The organism is Halomonas sp. DP1Y21-3, from assembly GCF_019801245.1.
GTDB classification, from domain to species: Bacteria; Pseudomonadota; Gammaproteobacteria; order Pseudomonadales; family Halomonadaceae; genus Halomonas; species Halomonas litopenaei.
The window spans coordinates 1-15955 of sequence record NZ_JAHVJM010000008.1; the positions used below are offsets into that span (position 1 = coordinate 1).

A 15955-nucleotide genomic window follows, 5' to 3' on the forward strand; every position below is an offset into this window, starting at 1 on the left:
AGTGGGAACCACCTGATCCCTTGCCGAACTCAGAAGTGAAACCGCTCAGCGCCGATGGTAGTGTGGGGTCTCCCCATGCGAGAGTAGGTCATCGTCAGGCATTTATTCAGAAGAAGCCCAATTCCGAGAGGAGTTGGGCTTTTTCGTACGCATGGGGAAGACCCCTCTCTTTATATGTGGGGCCGCGCCGATAACCCCCTCGGCGCGGTCCGGCCGCTCGCAAGCTCGCGTCGTTCGTCACCCCTTGCAGCTTCGCTGCAAAAGCTCGGGGTGACTCACCCCCATGCGAGAGATAAGCTGCCTTGTTTCTAGTACAACTCCGGATACCGGAATTTCCACAAGGTTAAGCTCGCTTTCTATAAGCGGGCGCGGGACGATAACCCCCTCGGCGCGGTCCGGCCTGGCTCTTCTCAAGGAGAAGCTCGCGTCGTTCGTCACCCCTTGCAGCTTCGCAGCAGCCCTTGTAAAGAGCTTCGGGGTGACTCACCCCCATGCGAGGGCGCTGGTGTTTGTGTGACGCCCGGAGGTCGTATACCCCTCCAGTGGCATGCTGGCATGACCGGAAAAAGACTCAAGCGTTGAACCATCGCGCTGTTCAGGGGGTGGTCACGCGGCGTCGACATTGTCATGCTTTTTTTACGATAAGCCTGGAACGGGTTCCAGGCGCGTCGCCGGGTTCGATTCGCGCATGAGGCGCGGTGAATCCTTTCCCTTCAGCCACAGAGCTGTCATGAAATCGCGGAATCCTCCGTGCTTCCTTCATGCCCATCAGGGCGCCATTCATCTTTCCCAAAAGGAGAGTCCGACAGCCTGACCCTAGTCTGCTGTCGCTACCCACCACATGAGTCATACCACCGCTTCCTCCGACTCGCGGGCTTCTTCGGCCGGTTCTCGACTGGGTGATCCCATCGTGCTCATCTTGAGCATCGGCTTCATCATGGGCTTCGTCGCCCTGTCTGTGTACGACATCGAGATGGTTGCCAACGGCATCTCGGCAGGCTTCGCCTGGACCGCCAAGACCCTGGGCAGCTATTTCCAGCTGTTGTTGCTGGCGACCTTCTTCATCGCCATGGGCATCGCCGTGTCTCCCAGCGCCAAGGCGCGTATCGGCAATCTCGAGACGCCAGAGATCAGTACCTTCAAGTGGCTGTCGATGATCATGTGCACGCTGCTCGCGGGCGGCGGTGTGTTCTTCGCCGCCGGTGAGCCGGTCTATCACTTCGTGGTGACGCCGCCGGCCTTCAACAGCGAAGCCGGGACGGCCGAGGCCATTTCAGGGGCTCTGGCCCAGTCGTTCATGCACTGGGGGCTGCTGGCCTGGGCCGTGCTGGGTACGCTGGCGTCGGTGGTGCTGGCTCATGCCCACTACGTCAAGGGACAGCCGCTGCAGCCGCGGACCCTGCTGTATCCGGTGCTGGGCGAAAAGGTCATGAAGGGGCCCTTCGGTGGCCTGGTCGACGCTCTGTGCGTAATCGCCGTGGTGGCGGGTACCGTCGGCCCCATCGGTTTCCTGGCGACTCAGGTCAGCTTCGGTTTTCATGAGCTGTTCGGTGTCAGTGAAGGCTACAGCACCCAATTGATGGTGCTTGCTGCTCTGGGGGTGGTGTACGTGACCTCGGCGGTCACCGGAATCCACAAGGGGATCCAGATCCTCAGCCGCTTCAACGTGTTTCTGGCTCTGGCGATCGCTGCGACGATCTTTATCCTGGGACCGACGCTGTTTCTGACCGATGCCTTTACCCAGGGGGCGGGCGCCTATCTGAGCTCGTTCTTCGAGATGGCGACCATGACCACCCAGACCGCACCGGACTGGTGGATGCAGTGGTGGACGGTGTTCTTCTTTGCCTGGTTTATCGGTTACGGCCCGCTGATGGCGATCTTCGTCGCTCGGATTTCTCGTGGACGCTCCATCCGGCAGATGATTCTGGCGGTGGCGGTGATGGCGCCTGTGGCTACCATGATCTGGTTCACCCTGCTGGGCGGTTCCGGCATCTACTATCAACTGAGTGGTGCCATCGATCTGACCGAGGCGCTGAACAACTTCCAGTTTGATGTCGCGACCCTGACCGTGGCCCAGGCGCTGCCCGGCGGAAGCCTGATGGCCATGGCCATCCTGCTGTTGACCACCATCTTCGTGGCGACGACCGGTGACTCCATGAGCTACGCCATTTCCGTGGTCGGTGCCGGTCACGACGAGCCCAATGCTCTGGTTCGTGCCTTCTGGGGCATCGCCATGGCGCTGATGGCCGCCATTCTGCTGAGAATGGGTGCAGGCCAGATCAGTGCCCTGCAGCAGTTTATCGTGATCACCGCCATCCCGGTGTCGCTGGTGCTGCTGCCGACATTGTGGACGGCCCCTCGGGCGGCTCGTCAGATGGCCAAGGAGCAGGGCATCCTGTAATCGGGACATCGCCTCTGTTGGCCGCGGCCTGATGGCTCTGCAGGTTGAGTCCTGATTGCGGCCTCCGCTCCATTGTCTGCCCCCGACGCTTGCGTCGGGGGCAGTTTCGTATAAGGCACAGCGATCCGGCGGTCGCTACCGGATCGGCAAGTTGTGCGTCTTTCCACGCGAGCTTGTCTCAGCGTACCGGGTGTGTCGCACCTGGTGCGTCAAGCTGACCTTCGAGGCTGGGGGAAGGGCCGCGCGACTCGTCGCCAGGCGCCGTGACTGCTACCATGATCGACTTTCGTCGATCCTCTGGAGTGCCCCCGTGAATCTAACCACGCCGGCCCTGCTGTTTCCCGCCATTTCATTGCTGTTGCTGGCCTATACCAACCGCTTCCTGACCCTGGCCGGACTGATCCGCAAGCTGGCGGAGCAGGTAAAGGAGGGGGAAGAGGATCACGTCACCCAGATCCGACTACTGCGCAGGCGCATCTCGCTGACCAAGCGAATGCAGATCGCCGGGGTCTTCAGCTTCCTGCTGTGTACCCTGTCGATGTTTGCGCTGTTCCTGTCATGGACGCCGCTGGGTATGCTGCTTTTCGGCATCAGCCTGGCATCGCTGTCGATATCCCTGGTGTTTTCGTTGTGGGAGGTGGTGATCTCCACCAACGCCCTGAATGTTCAGTTGAAGGATATCGAACTGACCGCCGAGGGACGCGCCGGACTCGACTGGAGAAAGAGAACCTTTACCCATGACGCCTGATCAAATCCTTCTATTCTGTCGCCCGGGGTTCGAGCCGGACCTGGCCGCCGAGCTTACCGACCGCCTGCACGCTGAGTTCCTGGCCGAAGGCGAGGGCGCCAGCGTCGAGCCCCTGATGGAGGAGGGGCTGGTCAGGGTCAGCATGGACGGCGAGCACCCGGCCAATGACTTGCATCGTCGCCTGCGTCTCGACGAGCTGGTATTTGCCCGCCAGTCGTTGCTGGCCCTGCCGGAGCTCTCGCTGTCCCGGGACGATCGACTCTCGCCCATCTTCGAGCAGCTCAAGGCCTGTGGCTGGAGCTTCGAGTCGATCTGGCAGGAGACCCCGGATACCAACGAGGCCAAGGCGCTGAGTAGCCTGTTGAAGGCGTTGGAACGCCCGCTCAACTCCCAGCTCAAGAAGCGTGGTGCCTTGCGGCGCAAGGCGGGAGGACGACGGCTGCACCTGGTCTGGCGTGACGGTGACCGGGTCCAGCTGGCGATGAGCTTTCCCGGCAATCGCAGTGAATTCCCCGGCGGCATTCGACGTCTGCGCTTCCCCCACGCTGCGCCAAGCCGCTCGACCTTGAAGCTCGAGGAGGCCTGGCATGAATTCGTGCCGCGTGACGAGTGGGACGAGCGGCTCGGGGAGGGCATGCAGGCGGCGGATCTTGGTGCTGCCCCGGGGGGCTGGACCTGGCAGCTGGTGCAGCGGGGGATGCAGGTCTACGCCATCGACAATGGCCCCATGGACAAGGCCCTGATGGCCAGCGGCATGGTCGAGCATCTGCGTGAGGATGGCTTCGTGTGGGAGCCGCCGATGCGCCTGGACTGGCTGGTCTGCGACATCGTCGACAAGCCCTCGCGCGTCATCACCATGATGGAGCGTTGGCTGTTGCAGCGCTGGTGTCGCGAGGCGGTGTTCAACTTGAAGCTGCCGATGAAGAAGCGCTGGGAGGAGGTATCGCTGTGTCTTTCCGGCCTCGCGTCACGCTTGCAGGAGGCCGGGGTTCGGGCCGAAATACGCTGTCGTCACCTCTATCACGACAGGGAAGAGGTCACCGTGCACGTTCGCCTCGATTGAGGCGGCGACACGGGCAGCAGATGGGCGTGGGTCAGTAGGCCGGTTCGAAGATCCGGACGTTCTCTGCCTCGGTCAGCAGCGGCTGGACGTGCTGCATCACTCTTTCTCGGGCCTCGCTGTTGTACCATGCCTTCCAGGCGCGCAGATCGCGCCACTTGGTGATCATCAGACGGCGGTCGGAGCGTCCTTGTTCGACCAGGCTCTCGCCGCCGAAGAAGCCATCGGCGCCCAGCGACTGGCGCATGGCCTCTCGTGCGGCCTGCTCGTATTCTTCTTCCAGGCCCGGCATGATGCGGCGCTCGATGATGATCTTGATCATGCTTTCACTCCAACTCCGAGGTATTGATGGTGGATTCTTCCGATGCGCTGCCCGCAAGCGACAAGGAACTGGATACCAGCGGTCTGTTCTGCCCTGAACCGATCATGATGATGCACAACGCGGTGCGGGACATGAGTCCTGGCCAGGTGCTCAAGGTCACGGCGACAGATCCGGCGACCACCCGAGATGTGCCCAAGTTCTGCCAGTTTCTCGGGCACGAGCTGGTGGAGCATCGCAGTCTTGAAGATGGCTCGCACTTCTACTTTATCCGGCTGGGATGATATTGCCGAGGGAGGGGACTCAACGCTTGAGCCCCCTCCCCGGTGGTGACGCTGATCCTGACGCTCCTTCCGACGCTCCTTCCGACGCTCCTCCCGACGCTCCTTCTTACGTTATGGCGCGGCTTCCTCATCGTCGTCAGGCATGACCATCATGGCCAGAGCTTCCAGCGTCGCCGGGTCTTCCTGGCGAATGCGATTGGCGATCTGGCGCTGGAAGAAGTACACCACCCGGTGTCGGCTGTGGCCCGGGTAGAGACAGGCGTCGCCGGGCAGTACCGGGACGGTTTCGATCAGGTTCTCGTCGGCCAGCAGGGACTCGATGGTGCCATCGCTGTACAGGCGCCAGCCGAAGACCTGCTTGAGCTGCCAGGGCGCGCCTTCCTCGTCCATGCACAGGGCGTGGGTACCCTGATGATCCGGCAGGCTCTGGATCAGGGTGGTTTCGCGGGTATCCTCGTATTCGAAGTAGGCCGCCGCGTGGGCCAGTTCCATTTCCTTGTGTTCCGGGGGCTGGTCGAACAACTCCTCGGTTTCCGGATCACGGTAGCCGACGAAGTGACCGTGGTCCGGATCGTCGAGCTGCTCGCATGGCGTCAGCGACTCCATCCACGGGACCAGCCCGACAATATCGCCGTTCTCACGCATCCCCCAGGCCAGTATCGGCATGCCGTACAGGGTATCCGGGTGCGCGTCGAGTCGGTACACCATCTCCAGTCCATCGAGCTCCGGGGCCAGGCGAACCAGGCGTCTGCGGGCCAGTTGGCGTTGGCGCATGCTCTCCAGGTCGATGACCCGAGCGGGGCGGGGTGACAGTGGAATGCCCATGATCTCCCTCCAGCGGCTGCTTGCTTACGGCATCGCATCTCGGCCCGGGGCCGGACGCTGCGCTCTACGTCCCTGTTCTCATCAATAGCACAGACTCATCAACTAGCGTAAGTCCTCGTGGGTATCACAGCGTTGACGCCATTGCTGACGCAACCACAGGTGATCGTCTCGTACGCGCACGAAACTTGCCAGTGGCGTGGTTTCGCTGTCCAGGTCGAGCCATTGCCGGCGGTAGTCCTGAAAGGCCTGGCTGCCCGCCACATGGGCGTCCAGCAGTCGGTCCATGCCAGCGAACCAGCGTAGCGCCTGCGTCTCGAGGCGCTCAAGTGACGCTAGGGTGTCGCCTTCCTCGGGCAGCGTCGTCGCCTGTGAACATGCCGCATCAGCGCCGGTCCGGTCGTTGTCTGAGCCATGGCGGGAGGCGAGGGCGCTCTCAAGCAGTCGACTGGCTTCCTCGAGGCGTTGGCTTGCCAGCATCAGGGCGCGCATCAGCTCGGCACTCAGTGGACGATCCCGCAGGGTGGCAAGCGCCTGTTCCAGTGGCCCGGACTCTGGCGTCCACTGGCGGTCGAACTGGTGGATGACCGCTTCGTTCAGATAGCCAAGCGCCGCAAGCTGCTCGTCGACCGCCGAGAGTTCGTCGAGAGGCAGGGGAGAGCTTGCCCGCGAGAAGCTGCCGGTCCACTCCTCGGAGGAGACCAGGGCGTTGTAGCTGGCCAGCGGCAGTTGGCGTGTCTTGACGTCAGTCAGGCGAGCCAGGCGCTGGCGGTCACCCTCGGCCAGGGCGTCGGCGGCGTCGGCGTTCCAGCAGGCACTGAGGCGGCGCCACAGACGCAGCTCGTAGAGCCAGCGCTGGCTGGGGGCGGCGGTCTTGCCAAGCTGGTTGTTGCGCTCGGCGACCAGGTTGGCGATATGGCAGCCGCGCAGGGCGAAGACGTCGAGCATGCCTTCCCTGATCGGCGGGATCTCGATCGTCAACTGACGGCGTTCGGGGAAGTCGCCGATGTTGGCCACCGGCGCGGGCTCCGGTGGTGGCTGATCGAGTGCCTCGGCTAGCCGCTCTTGATAGGCCAGCAGATCACGTTCCAGCGCCGAGTCGCCACAGCCCACCAGCAGCGACAGGCAGGAGGTGAGCAGCAGCAGCCGCCACCGGCCAGGACGAAAGCCGTTCATGCTCAGCCGTCCTCCGCGCGCCTGGCAACGCTTCTGGCCTTGCGCCGGAAGCGCTCACCGAGCAGCAGCGCGGCGACGGTCAGCCCCGCGATCAGCCCGATCCAGTAGCCGTGTACCCCCATCGGTTCGATCCAGTCGCCAACCCCGTAGCGTCCCAACAGGTGGCCGCCGCCGAGGCCGACCAGCCAGTACGCCAGCAGGGTGATGAACATGATCACCCGGGTATCCTTGTAGCCGCGCAGGGCGCCGGCGAGGGCCACCTGCAGGGAATCCGATACCTGATAGAGCATCGCCAGTCCCACCAACGACAGGGTCAGTGCCTGGACCTCGACGTTATGGGTGTAGAGTCCGACGATGGTCTCCGCCGTCAGCCACAGCAGCAGGCTGTTGAACAGCGCCACCAGTAGCGCGATCAGGATGCCGTTCCAGGCCACCAGTCGCGCCAGCCGAGGGTCGCCACCGCCGAGGGTGTTGCCGACCCGCACCGTCAAGGCCATACCCAGTGACAGCGGCAGCATGAACAGTACCGAGGTGTAGTTGAGCGCCACCTGGTGAGCGGCCACCACGATCTCGCCGAGGCTTGCGATAAACAGCGCGATCAGGGTGAACAGGGTGACCTCGACAAAGATCGCCACACCGATGGGAACGCCTACGTAGAGCAGTTCGGCGATCATCCGGGGATTCGGACGGGTGGGCGAGTGCCACAGTTCGATACTGCCGTAGGCGCGGCTCTTCTGGGTGTAGCGGATCATCGCCAGGGTCATCACCCACATGGCGATGGCGGTGGCGATGCCGCAACCATAGGCGCCCAGTGCCGGCAGGTCGGCCAACCAGCCGGGGGTGGCGTCGCCCAGCAGGCGAGTGAAACCGTCACCACCGTAGATCAGCACATAGTTGCTGGGAATATTCACGGCCAGCCCGATCAGGCTGATCCACAGCGCCGGTCGGGTATGATTGACCCCGTCGGAGAACGCTCGCAGCGCCAGAAAGATAGCGACGCCGGGCATTCCGAAAGCCACTGCGCCAACATAGTCACGAGCGCGTTCGGCTACCTCGGAGGGGACCTCCATCCAGGCGAATACCGGCGCCACCGCCAGGCGCAGCAGCAGCGCCGAGATCAGCCCCAGCACCAGGCCCACCCACAGCGCCTGGTGCACGTTGGGACGAATGCCCGCCTGGCGCCCGCCTCCCAGCAGTTGGGCGACGATCGGGGTCAGTCCCATCAGGGTGCCGGTCATGAACAGCATCAAGGGCATCCACAGGCTGGCACCGACGGAGACCGCGGCAAGATCGGTGGCGCTCTGGCGGCCAGTCATCATGATATCGACGACGCTCATGCCGGCCTGGGCCAGCTGGGCGCCACAGATGGGCAATGCCAGACGGATCAAGGGCCAGCTCTCGCGGCGGCTGGTGGCGCCGAGGCCGGTGGGGAAAGGACGCACGTTGGTGGGCTCCATGCAGAGAATACGGGCTTCTTGCCCTGGTGCCTTGAGTCAGCGGGCCGCTGTCGGGACAGACGGCCAAGAGGTGATCGCCGGGCAAGCGCCGACTCGGGACACGGGGTACCGTGAGAGTGTACCAGCGATGCACCATCTTGGCGCCGCGCGGCCAGTTGCCAGTGCGCCAAGGCGGAGCGCTGTCATCGGTGTCTGGTCAATCAAACCAGCGATGTCGCCAGAATCGAACGCTTCGAGAGTTTGGCTGTGCGCCAAGCCTTGGTATCCTTGCCGGCTCGCGCCAATCGGCATCGGCCACTGTTCTCGCCAGGCGGGTTCGGCAATCGTTGTCGGCAGGCGCCCTTGGCAAGTGCCCTCGCCAACATCGCTCGGTAGTGGCGTTGGTCAACAACCCGCCGCCGCTTTAGACAAACGCTCGACGTGAAGGAGCCCTTGTGGAGCACCGCCTGGAAGACGTGATCGAACTGTTCGATGGGCTGTTTCTGGGCCCCTGCGATACCCGTCTGGTGCGTGGCGGTGATGAGCCACTGTATCTGCCCGCCGACGAACAGGTGCCCTGGCATCGGGTGATCTTCGCACGGGGCTTTTTTGCCAGCGTTCTGCACGAGGTCAGTCACTGGTGTATCGCCGGGCCGCGCCGGCGACTGCTGGAAGACTACGGCTACTGGTACGAGCCTGACGGTCGCAGCGAGATGCAGCAGCAGGCCTTCGAGAAGGTCGAGGTGGCGCCCCAGGCGCTGGAGCGCATCTTCAGCGAGGCGGCCGGGCTGACCTTTCACGTCAGCGTCGACAACCTCGGCGAGGTGGAGGTCGATCGTGAAGGCTTCGCCCGACGGGTGGCCGAGCGTGCCCGCCGTTACCGTGACGAAGGACTGCCGCGCCGTGCGGCAGCCTTCGAAGCGGCGCTGCGCGGCTTCTATCGGCAAGGGCTGGCGTTGAGCGAGGCGATCGAGCTCGGACGAGAGCAGCTCGAGCCTGCCATCGCCTGATGGTGTCGGTCACTCGATGACGTCAAGATCATCGGGTAGCAGCACCCTGCCATCATAGTCGGCGCGAACCTCGTCAAGCACGCTCTCCCGCGGGGCCGAGTAGTGCAGAACATGGGTCAGCACCAGGGTCCCGGGACGCGCTTCCCGGGCCAACTCTGCCAGTTCATCGCTCAGCGTGTGGGCGTATTGATGGTAGGCCTGCCACTGCGGTGACAGTTGTTCCCACCCCTGACGGCTGATCACCTCGTGGATCAGTACGTCTGCGCCGCTCGCCTGGCGACGCACTTCCTCGGAAAGCGACGTGTCACCCGAGATCACCAGGGTCAGGTCATCGGTGACGACCTTGTAGCCGTAGGCCTGCTCCCAGTCTCCATGAGTTACCCCGAAGGCGTGGATGCTGATGCCGGGTGACTCGTGGACCAGCCCCTCCTTCTCGATTTCGGTCACCAGGGCCCTGGCCGCCGCAGGATTGGTGACAGGACTCTTGTCGGCCAGGCGCGTATTGGTGTCCTCGGCCAGCATGGTGTAGACCCCTTGGCTCATGGCCTCGGAACCCACCGGGCCGACCACCGAGATGGGCTGCTCGCGGCGCCACCAGTAGGTGCCGAGCAGTTCCGGGTAATCCAGTACATGGTCGCTGTGGAGGTGGGTCAGAAACAGCCGCTCGATGTTCACCGGGGCGAGCGCTTCGATGCCCATTCGCTCCTGGGCCTGGCTGGCGCGCTCGACGACGCCGGGGCCAACATCGAAGAGATAGGCCTCGCCATCATGGATGACCGCGACCCCGGAACCGGCCCGCTCCCCGTCGGGTACCGGGGTGCCGGTGCCCAGCATCACGATACTGGTGTCGGCCTGGGCGGAGGTGGACAGGGTTGCGCTGAAAAGGGCTGCGCTGGCCAGGGCAAGGAAGGTGGCGATGGCGCGGGGGGCAGGTCGGGGGCTGGCAAGACGACGGGGCTGGGCAAAAGACGTGGCAATGGTCGTAGTAATGGGCATGGGGTCACTCTCTCGAAGCTTATTGTTCGGATGGCGTACTTAAGTTCGATTTGTTGGGAAGAACAAGCCTGGCCCGAGAGGAGGGAGGAGACCAGTCGACCAAGGTATACCGCGACCACCACGCGGGGGTGACGCCAGCCGCTGCTTTGCTTCGCGCCGGGAGGGGCGGTACTGCTTCGTGACCAAGCGATAGTTCGCGAGAACGCCTGAAGCCCTGGTAACAGGGGATGGAGCTATGGGAGGGCTGACGGGAGGACTGCTGGTAGGACTGACGGCCCGAGTCGCACCGTCAGCGGTCGCATTTCGTTTGCGGTCTCAGTCGCTGTCGCTGAGTCGCTTGTGCAGATGCAACATTACCTCTACCTCCTGCTCCGGACGCATGGGCTCGAGGCCCAGTTCGGCAAACAGCTCGTTGCGGGCGCGCGCCCACTCGCCAGGATCCAGGTCGGGATAGAGGGATTCTGCCGGGGCCAGCTCGACGAAGGGGTCGAGACCGTAGGTGTCGAACAGCCGTGAGATGGCCGCCTCGTCGTCGAATACGCCGGCGGTCAGCAGGGTGGCATTGAAGTGATCGGTCTCCAGTTCACGGATCACGTCCAGCGGACTCACGCCGATGCTGGCCAGTTCCTCGCGGCTGTAGTCGCCGAGGGACACCGTCTCGGCATCGAGCCAGTCCTCGTCGGGCTGGATCAGGGTGTGCTTGATGCGGCCATCGTCGAGGCTCCAGGCGATGGCCAGGGGCAGATCGCCGTCGCCGCCGGTCTCCACGGCGATAAAGGCAGGCATGTCGCCCATGTCAGGACTCCTTGATATCGAAGAAGGCGCGGGCCGTCGCGGTGCTGCTGGCGGCAAGCTCAGCTTCGCTTTCGCCGCGCCAGTGGGCGATCTCTCGCACGATCCAGGGCAGCAGCGCCGGCTCGTGGCGGCGGCCCTTGAGCTTGGCCGGCAGATTACGCGGCAACAGGTAGGGACAGTCGGTCTCCACCATCAGTCGATTGGCGGCGATGTCGCCTACCAGATCACGTAAATGATGGCCCCTGCGCTCGTCGCAGATCCAGCCGGTCAGGCCAATGTGCAGGTCAAGATCCAGGTAGCCGTGGAGCGTCTCGCGATCCGCGGTGAAGCAATGTATCACCGCCCGTGAAATATCATCTCGCCAGGCGCCGAGGATGTCACGCATTCGGGCACCGGCGTCGCGCTCGTGCAGGAACAATGGCAGCCCCGACTCGGCAGCCAGGGCGAGTTGCGCCTCGAAGGCGCGTTCCTGTTCGGCCGGGGTCGAGAAGTTGCGATTGAAGTCGAGGCCACATTCTCCCACCGCGACCACTTGGGGCTTTTGGTGTAGCTCGGCCATGGCGGCTTCGAGCTCCGGACCCCATTCGCTGGCCTGGTGCGGGTGAATGCCGGCGGTGGCGTAAAGGCCTTCGTGGGCCTGGCACAGGGCCACCGCCTGTTCGGCATGCTCACGATCGGTACCGGTGAGAATCAGCGTCTCGACGCCGGCCGCGCGGGCACGGGCGAGGGTGGCATCGATATCGTGGGTAAAGCTCTCGTGGGTCAGGTTGGCGCCGATGTCGACCAGAGGGGCAGGCGAGTGAAAGCGCAGCGGCTCCGGCAGCGGGTTCGGCAGCGTCTCGTCTGGGGCTGGCTTGTCTGGGACGGACAACGCGGTCTCCTTGGGGCGGCTATATCGATGGAGGCGCATTGTACCTGTGTGTCGGCGGCACAACCACGTGGTGCGGTGCTCGAGGTGGCCATGTCGCTGATCGCGTGGTCTCTGATTTTGACTCTCAGGTGGGATCGGTCATGCCAGCAGGAGGGGGGCATGAGGTACACTGTCGCGATGATCAAGCGAAGAGGTGAAGCGTGACCCTGCTACGATTGGAGCAGTTGCAACTGGCCTATGGCCACCATGTGTTGCTCGACGGTGCCGACCTGGTGCTCGAGCGGGGAGAGCGGCTGGCGCTGGTGGGCCGCAATGGCACCGGCAAGTCCACGCTGCTGAGACTGGTGGCGGGCGAGAATCAGGCCGACAGCGGCACCATCTGGCGCGCCCCAGGCCTCAAGATCGGGGTGCTCGAGCAGGACCTGCCCGAGGCCAGCGGCGAGACCATCTTTGATGTGGTGGCCCAGGGCCTGCCCGAGGCCGGCGATCTGCTGTCCGAGTATCACCATCTGGTGCAGTCCGAGGATCCGGACATGAACCGCATGGCCACGCTGCAGACGCGGCTGGAGGCCATCGACGGCTGGTCGTTCCACCAGCGGATCGATGTGGTGCTGACCCGCCTGGGGCTGCCCGAAGACGCCGAGATGTCCTCGCTGTCGGGCGGCTGGCGCCGGCGAGTGGCGCTGGCTCGGGCGCTGGTCGCCGAACCTGATCTGCTGCTGCTCGATGAGCCGACCAACCACCTGGACCTGGACACCATCGCCTGGCTCGAGGAACAGCTTGCCGCCTTTGCCGGCGCGGTGCTGTTCATCACCCACGACCGCGCCTTTCTGTCGCGTCTGGCCACCGGGATCCTCGAGCTGGATCGTGGCAAGCTCGGGCGCTATCCCGGTGACTACGCCACCTACCAGGCCCAGAAGCAGCACGAGCTTGAGGTCGAGGCCCGGGAGAACGCCGAGTTCGACAAGAAACTGGCCCAGGAAGAAGCCTGGATTCGTCAGGGGATCAAGGCCCGACGTACGCGCAACGAAGGACGGGTGAGGGCGCTCGAGCAGTTGCGCCGCGAACGTAGCCAGCGGCGCGAGCGTCAGGGCAATGCTTCGCTGACGGTGGATACCGGCGAACGCAGCGGCAAGCGGGTGGTGGAGCTGTCTCACGTCACCCAGCACTTCGAGGATGCGACGGTCATCCGTGACCTGAATATCGAGATTCAGCGTGGGGATCGTATCGGTCTGATCGGGCGCAATGGCGCCGGCAAGACCACCCTGTTGAAGATCCTGCTGGGCGAACTCGAGCCGAGCGAAGGCACGGTGCGGCTGGGGACCAAGCTTCAGGTCGCCTACTTCGACCAGCTCCGCGCCGGGCTTGAGCCTGAGCGCACCGTCTACGACAACGTGGCCCAGGGCAGTGATCGGGTCACGGTGGGTGGCAAGGACCGCCACGTGATGAGCTACCTGCAGGACTTTCTGTTCTCGCCGGAGCGTGCGCGTCAGCCGGTCAAGGCACTGTCCGGGGGCGAGTCCAACCGCCTGCTGCTGGCCAAGCTGTTCACCCAGCCGGCCAACGTGCTGGTGCTCGATGAGCCGACCAACGACCTGGACGTCGAGACCCTGGAGCTGCTCGAGGAATTGTTGCTCAACTTCGACGGCACCCTGTTGCTGGTATCACACGACCGCGCCTTCATGGACAACGTGGTGACAAGCGTGCTGGCCTTCGAAGGCAGGGGGCAGGTACGCGAGTACGTCGGTGGCTACAGCGACTGGGTCCGCCAGGGCGGCAAGTTGCCGCCGGCGCCCTGGGAGGGTGCGGCGCGCCAGCGGGTGGAGCCGACCGCGGATGACGCGGCACCGGCGCCGGCATCCAGCAAGACGGATACGGCGGACACGGCCGCAGCGCCAGCCAAGGCCAAGCCGGTCAAGCTATCCTACAAGCTGCAGCGGGAGCTCGATGGCCTTCCGGCGGAGATCGAACGGCTGGAGTCTGAGGTGGCCGAGCTCGAGGCGGAGGCGGGCAAGCCCGACTTCTACCAGCAGCCATCCGGTGTGGTCACCGAGCGTCTGGCGTTGCTGCAGGAGACTCAGGAACGCCTCGACGCGGTCATGGAGCGCTGGATGGAACTCGAGGCCATGGCCGCCGGCGAGTAGACACGGACGCGCTCTGGCCCCTTTGCGTGGTACCGAGGAGTCGCTCGATAGGCGCCTTGCGAAAGGAGCCTCGCCCGTCCACCGCTTGGGTGGACGGGCGAGGGCAAGCTCCCGGGAATGAACGGGGCAGTGGGCGCGATGCGGTTGCCGCGAGGTGCGATCCGGTCAACCGCTGGGGTTACTCTTCGCTTTCCTTGCCGACGCGCACGGCCAGTACGTCGCACTGAGCACCATGGAGCACGCCGGTGGAGGTGGAGCCGAGCAGCAGGGCGAAGCCATGACGGCCGTGGGAGCCGACCACAATCAGGTCGACGTCGTGCTCATCGGCGAAGCGATGGATCTCGGTATCGGGCATGCCGACGACCACGTGCTGGTCGTCTCGCGCCACGTGGGCATCGGCGATCTCGGCCAGGCGCTGCTTGGCATGGTCGTCCAACTGGTCCTGGATGCTGGTCAGGTCCATGGGGATGTCGCCCCCGTAGGCAAAGCCGAGGGGCTCCAGCGTATGCATGATCGACAGCTTCGCGTGGTTGCGATCGGCGATCTGCAGGGCGCGTTCGAGGATCTTGTGGGAGTCCTTGGTGAGGTCCACGGCCACCAGCACATGACGATATTCATTGCTCACGGGACTACGCCTCCAGCGGCGGTCGGTTGAGAAAAGGTCTGTGCTTCCACTCTAGGCCGCCAGTCCCGTCAAAACAATGCTGATGATCAACGATTTTTCTGAGGAAACCGTATGTTGTGGCTGCTGATCCTGGGGGTGGTAGGAATGGTCTTCGCCCCGGCCATGTGGCTGCGCCCCACCGCCCGAGAGCGTCGTCAGGGGTCGCTGCGCCAGGTGGCGATCGAGGCGGGGGCCAGCGTCAAGCTGGAGACGCCACCGCTGCACGGCGAGACCGACAAGATGGCGGCCTATCGCTGGGTCTATCCGAGCCAGCGGCCTGGCCCACGTTTTGTGCTGGTACGCACAGAACGTGCCAGCGAGGCGCTCAAGTCGTTCGACTACGACAATGGTTGGCGCTGGCGGATTCAGCCGCTGGAGCCGTTGCCATCGGTGATCAATGCGCGACTGTCGCGACTGCTTACCCAGTTGCCCGAGGACGCCTGCGTGGTCGAATCCAGCGACAAGGCCTTGACGCTGTGGTGGGAAGAGTCGCTGGAGGCCGACGCCTTCGGCAGCCTGGCGGCGCCTGCGACGGCGCTACGCGACGCCCTGCAGGGACGTCCGGATCGTCCCGCCGCCAATCTCCCCAACTCGCCGCCCTGATATTGGCGGCTCGACAATGGACGATGGCGATCGACCACCCAGGATCGAACAGGGCTGCGTCAGGCTGGGTATCCGGCCCAGGTGTCAGGGCGGGCTTTGAAGGCGATCTCGGCGAGGCTCTTGCTGGGCTCGTCGAGCTCAGGTGTCAGCGCTGGCAATCATCCGGCGTCAGCAAGGCCTGACCGTTGGCCTCGATGCGGCTGAGCATGTCGCTGAGTCTTTCCTGTTCCTGCTCGTCCAGCCCCTTGAGCATCTCTTCCCTGGCCTGTTGCACGATGGCATCGATCTTCTCGAGCAGAGGCGTCGCCTGCTTGGTCAGGTGCACGCGTTTGGTGCGGCGATCCTGGTCACAGGGACAGCGCTCGACCAGGCCCTGCTCGCAAAGCTGATCCAGCGTCCTGACCAGCGACGGCGCCTCGACGCCGATGGCCCGCGCCAGGTCGCACTGGGGCTGCCCGTCCGGCATGCGCCACAGGTGATAGAGCGTCACCCACCGCGTCTGGGTCAGTCCCAACGGTGCGAGGCGCTGATCGAGCACCGCACGCCAGATGCGTGGTGCCCGAGACAGTTGAAATCCGATGTTCTCGTTCATAGTGATCAAGATCGCAAGGCTGCAAATGATTTGA

At 64.2% G+C, this 15955-nt stretch carries 16 protein-coding genes, 1 rRNA gene and 1 pseudogene; 8 read left to right on the forward strand and 10 right to left on the reverse strand.

Features of this window, described 5'->3' with window-relative positions; genetic code table 11:
• From rrf to rlmM, 4 genes are all read left to right on the forward strand, one after another.
• Positions 1-100: ribosomal RNA gene (rrf, locus tag KUV74_RS19460) — 5S ribosomal RNA — on the forward strand; the annotation flags it as partial.
• A gap of 741 nt (positions 101-841) precedes the next feature.
• On the forward strand, positions 842-2401 hold the full coding sequence (locus KUV74_RS19465; protein WP_124804209.1) for a BCCT family transporter: 1560 nt from the start codon (positions 842-844) through the stop codon (positions 2399-2401).
• Between the two features lie 310 nt (positions 2402-2711).
• The gene (locus KUV74_RS19470) at positions 2712-3149 is read left to right on the forward strand and encodes a DUF2721 domain-containing protein (protein ID WP_045992979.1); all 438 of its coding nucleotides are present in this window, start codon (positions 2712-2714) and stop codon (positions 3147-3149) included.
• Positions 3139-4212, forward strand: a complete 1074-nt coding sequence (rlmM, locus tag KUV74_RS19475) for a 23S rRNA (cytidine(2498)-2'-O)-methyltransferase RlmM (protein ID WP_045992978.1) — start codon at positions 3139-3141, stop codon at positions 4210-4212. The genes KUV74_RS19470 and rlmM overlap by 11 nt, the downstream gene beginning before the upstream one ends.
• A 31-nt stretch (positions 4213-4243) precedes the next feature.
• Here the strand turns inward: rlmM and KUV74_RS19480 are convergent, their stop codons facing one another.
• Positions 4244-4531, reverse strand: coding sequence for an antibiotic biosynthesis monooxygenase family protein (locus KUV74_RS19480; RefSeq protein WP_045992977.1), 288 nt, complete (start codon positions 4529-4531; stop codon positions 4244-4246).
• Between the two features lie 26 nt (positions 4532-4557).
• Between KUV74_RS19480 and tusA the strand changes: the two genes are divergently transcribed.
• On the forward strand, positions 4558-4812 hold the full coding sequence (tusA, locus tag KUV74_RS19485) for a sulfurtransferase TusA (RefSeq protein WP_045992976.1): 255 nt from the start codon (positions 4558-4560) through the stop codon (positions 4810-4812).
• Positions 4813-4923: 111 nt separating this feature from the next.
• On the opposite strand, the gene KUV74_RS19490 is transcribed toward tusA, so the two are convergent.
• From KUV74_RS19490 to KUV74_RS19500, 4 genes and pseudogenes are all read right to left on the reverse strand, one after another.
• Entirely contained in the window at positions 4924-5637 is a 714-nt protein-coding gene (locus KUV74_RS19490) for a hypothetical protein (RefSeq protein WP_045992975.1), read from the reverse strand.
• Between the two features lie 98 nt (positions 5638-5735).
• The gene (locus tag KUV74_RS21100) at positions 5736-5963 is read right to left on the reverse strand and encodes a hypothetical protein (protein WP_375038301.1); all 228 of its coding nucleotides are present in this window, start codon (positions 5961-5963) and stop codon (positions 5736-5738) included.
• A 79-nt stretch (positions 5964-6042) separates the two neighbouring features.
• A pseudogene (locus KUV74_RS19495) lies at positions 6043-6810 on the reverse strand (DUF3080 family protein); the annotation flags it as partial.
• 2 nt (positions 6811-6812) lie between these two features.
• Positions 6813-8252, reverse strand: coding sequence for an MATE family efflux transporter (locus tag KUV74_RS19500; protein WP_315900882.1), 1440 nt, complete (start codon positions 8250-8252; stop codon positions 6813-6815).
• Positions 8253-8701: 449 nt separating this feature from the next.
• Between KUV74_RS19500 and KUV74_RS19505 the strand changes: the two genes are divergently transcribed.
• Positions 8702-9256 (forward strand): elongation factor P hydroxylase, encoded by a 555-nt coding sequence (locus tag KUV74_RS19505; protein WP_222517146.1) that lies wholly within the window; start codon positions 8702-8704, stop codon positions 9254-9256.
• Positions 9257-9265: 9 nt separating this feature from the next.
• Here the strand turns inward: KUV74_RS19505 and KUV74_RS19510 are convergent, their stop codons facing one another.
• The 3 genes from KUV74_RS19510 to KUV74_RS19520 form a co-directional block, all read right to left on the reverse strand.
• Positions 9266-10252 (reverse strand): MBL fold metallo-hydrolase, encoded by a 987-nt coding sequence (locus KUV74_RS19510; protein WP_222517147.1) that lies wholly within the window; start codon positions 10250-10252, stop codon positions 9266-9268.
• A gap of 315 nt (positions 10253-10567) precedes the next feature.
• Positions 10568-11047 carry a hypothetical protein gene (locus KUV74_RS19515; RefSeq protein ID WP_108133207.1) on the reverse strand — a complete coding sequence of 160 codons (480 nt, stop codon included), beginning with the start codon at positions 11045-11047 and terminating at the stop codon, positions 10568-10570.
• 1 nt (position 11048) lies between these two features.
• The gene (locus tag KUV74_RS19520; protein ID WP_231498675.1) at positions 11049-11918 is read right to left on the reverse strand and encodes a TatD family hydrolase; all 870 of its coding nucleotides are present in this window, start codon (positions 11916-11918) and stop codon (positions 11049-11051) included.
• A 200-nt stretch (positions 11919-12118) separates the two neighbouring features.
• Between KUV74_RS19520 and KUV74_RS19525 the strand changes: the two genes are divergently transcribed.
• Positions 12119-14062 (forward strand): ATP-binding cassette domain-containing protein, encoded by a 1944-nt coding sequence (locus KUV74_RS19525; RefSeq protein WP_108133209.1) that lies wholly within the window; start codon positions 12119-12121, stop codon positions 14060-14062.
• Positions 14063-14240: 178 nt separating this feature from the next.
• On the opposite strand, the gene KUV74_RS19530 is transcribed toward KUV74_RS19525, so the two are convergent.
• A complete protein-coding gene (locus tag KUV74_RS19530) occupies positions 14241-14687 on the reverse strand; it encodes a universal stress protein (RefSeq protein ID WP_045992968.1) in 447 nt (148 codons plus the stop codon).
• Positions 14688-14798: 111 nt separating this feature from the next.
• On the opposite strand from KUV74_RS19530, the gene KUV74_RS19535 reads away from it, so the two are divergent.
• The gene (locus KUV74_RS19535) at positions 14799-15329 is read left to right on the forward strand and encodes a hypothetical protein (RefSeq protein WP_045992967.1); all 531 of its coding nucleotides are present in this window, start codon (positions 14799-14801) and stop codon (positions 15327-15329) included.
• A 145-nt stretch (positions 15330-15474) separates the two neighbouring features.
• On the opposite strand, the gene slyA is transcribed toward KUV74_RS19535, so the two are convergent.
• On the reverse strand, positions 15475-15921 hold the full coding sequence (gene slyA / locus KUV74_RS19540) for a transcriptional regulator SlyA (protein WP_045992966.1): 447 nt from the start codon (positions 15919-15921) through the stop codon (positions 15475-15477).
• Between the last annotated feature and the right edge of the window lie 34 nt (positions 15922-15955).

Bases quoted from the DNA above. Each gene is read 5' to 3' on its own strand.
- KUV74_RS19465 (WP_124804209.1), top strand. From the start codon at position 842: ATGAGTCATACCACCGCTTCCTCCGACTCGCGGGCTTCTTCGGCCGGT.
- rlmM (WP_045992978.1), top strand. From the start codon at position 3,139: ATGACGCCTGATCAAATCCTTCTATTCTGTCGCCCGGGGTTCGAGCCG.
- KUV74_RS19480 (WP_045992977.1), bottom strand. From the start codon at position 4,531: ATGATCAAGATCATCATCGAGCGCCGCATCATGCCGGGCCTGGAAGAA.
- tusA (WP_045992976.1), top strand. From the start codon at position 4,558: ATGGTGGATTCTTCCGATGCGCTGCCCGCAAGCGACAAGGAACTGGAT.
- KUV74_RS19490 (WP_045992975.1), bottom strand. From the start codon at position 5,637: ATGGGCATTCCACTGTCACCCCGCCCCGCTCGGGTCATCGACCTGGAG.
- KUV74_RS19510 (WP_222517147.1), bottom strand. From the start codon at position 10,252: ATGCCCATTACTACGACCATTGCCACGTCTTTTGCCCAGCCCCGTCGT.
- KUV74_RS19515 (WP_108133207.1), bottom strand. From the start codon at position 11,047: ATGGGCGACATGCCTGCCTTTATCGCCGTGGAGACCGGCGGCGACGGC.
- KUV74_RS19535 (WP_045992967.1), top strand. From the start codon at position 14,799: ATGTTGTGGCTGCTGATCCTGGGGGTGGTAGGAATGGTCTTCGCCCCG.
- slyA (WP_045992966.1), bottom strand. From the start codon at position 15,921: ATGAACGAGAACATCGGATTTCAACTGTCTCGGGCACCACGCATCTGG.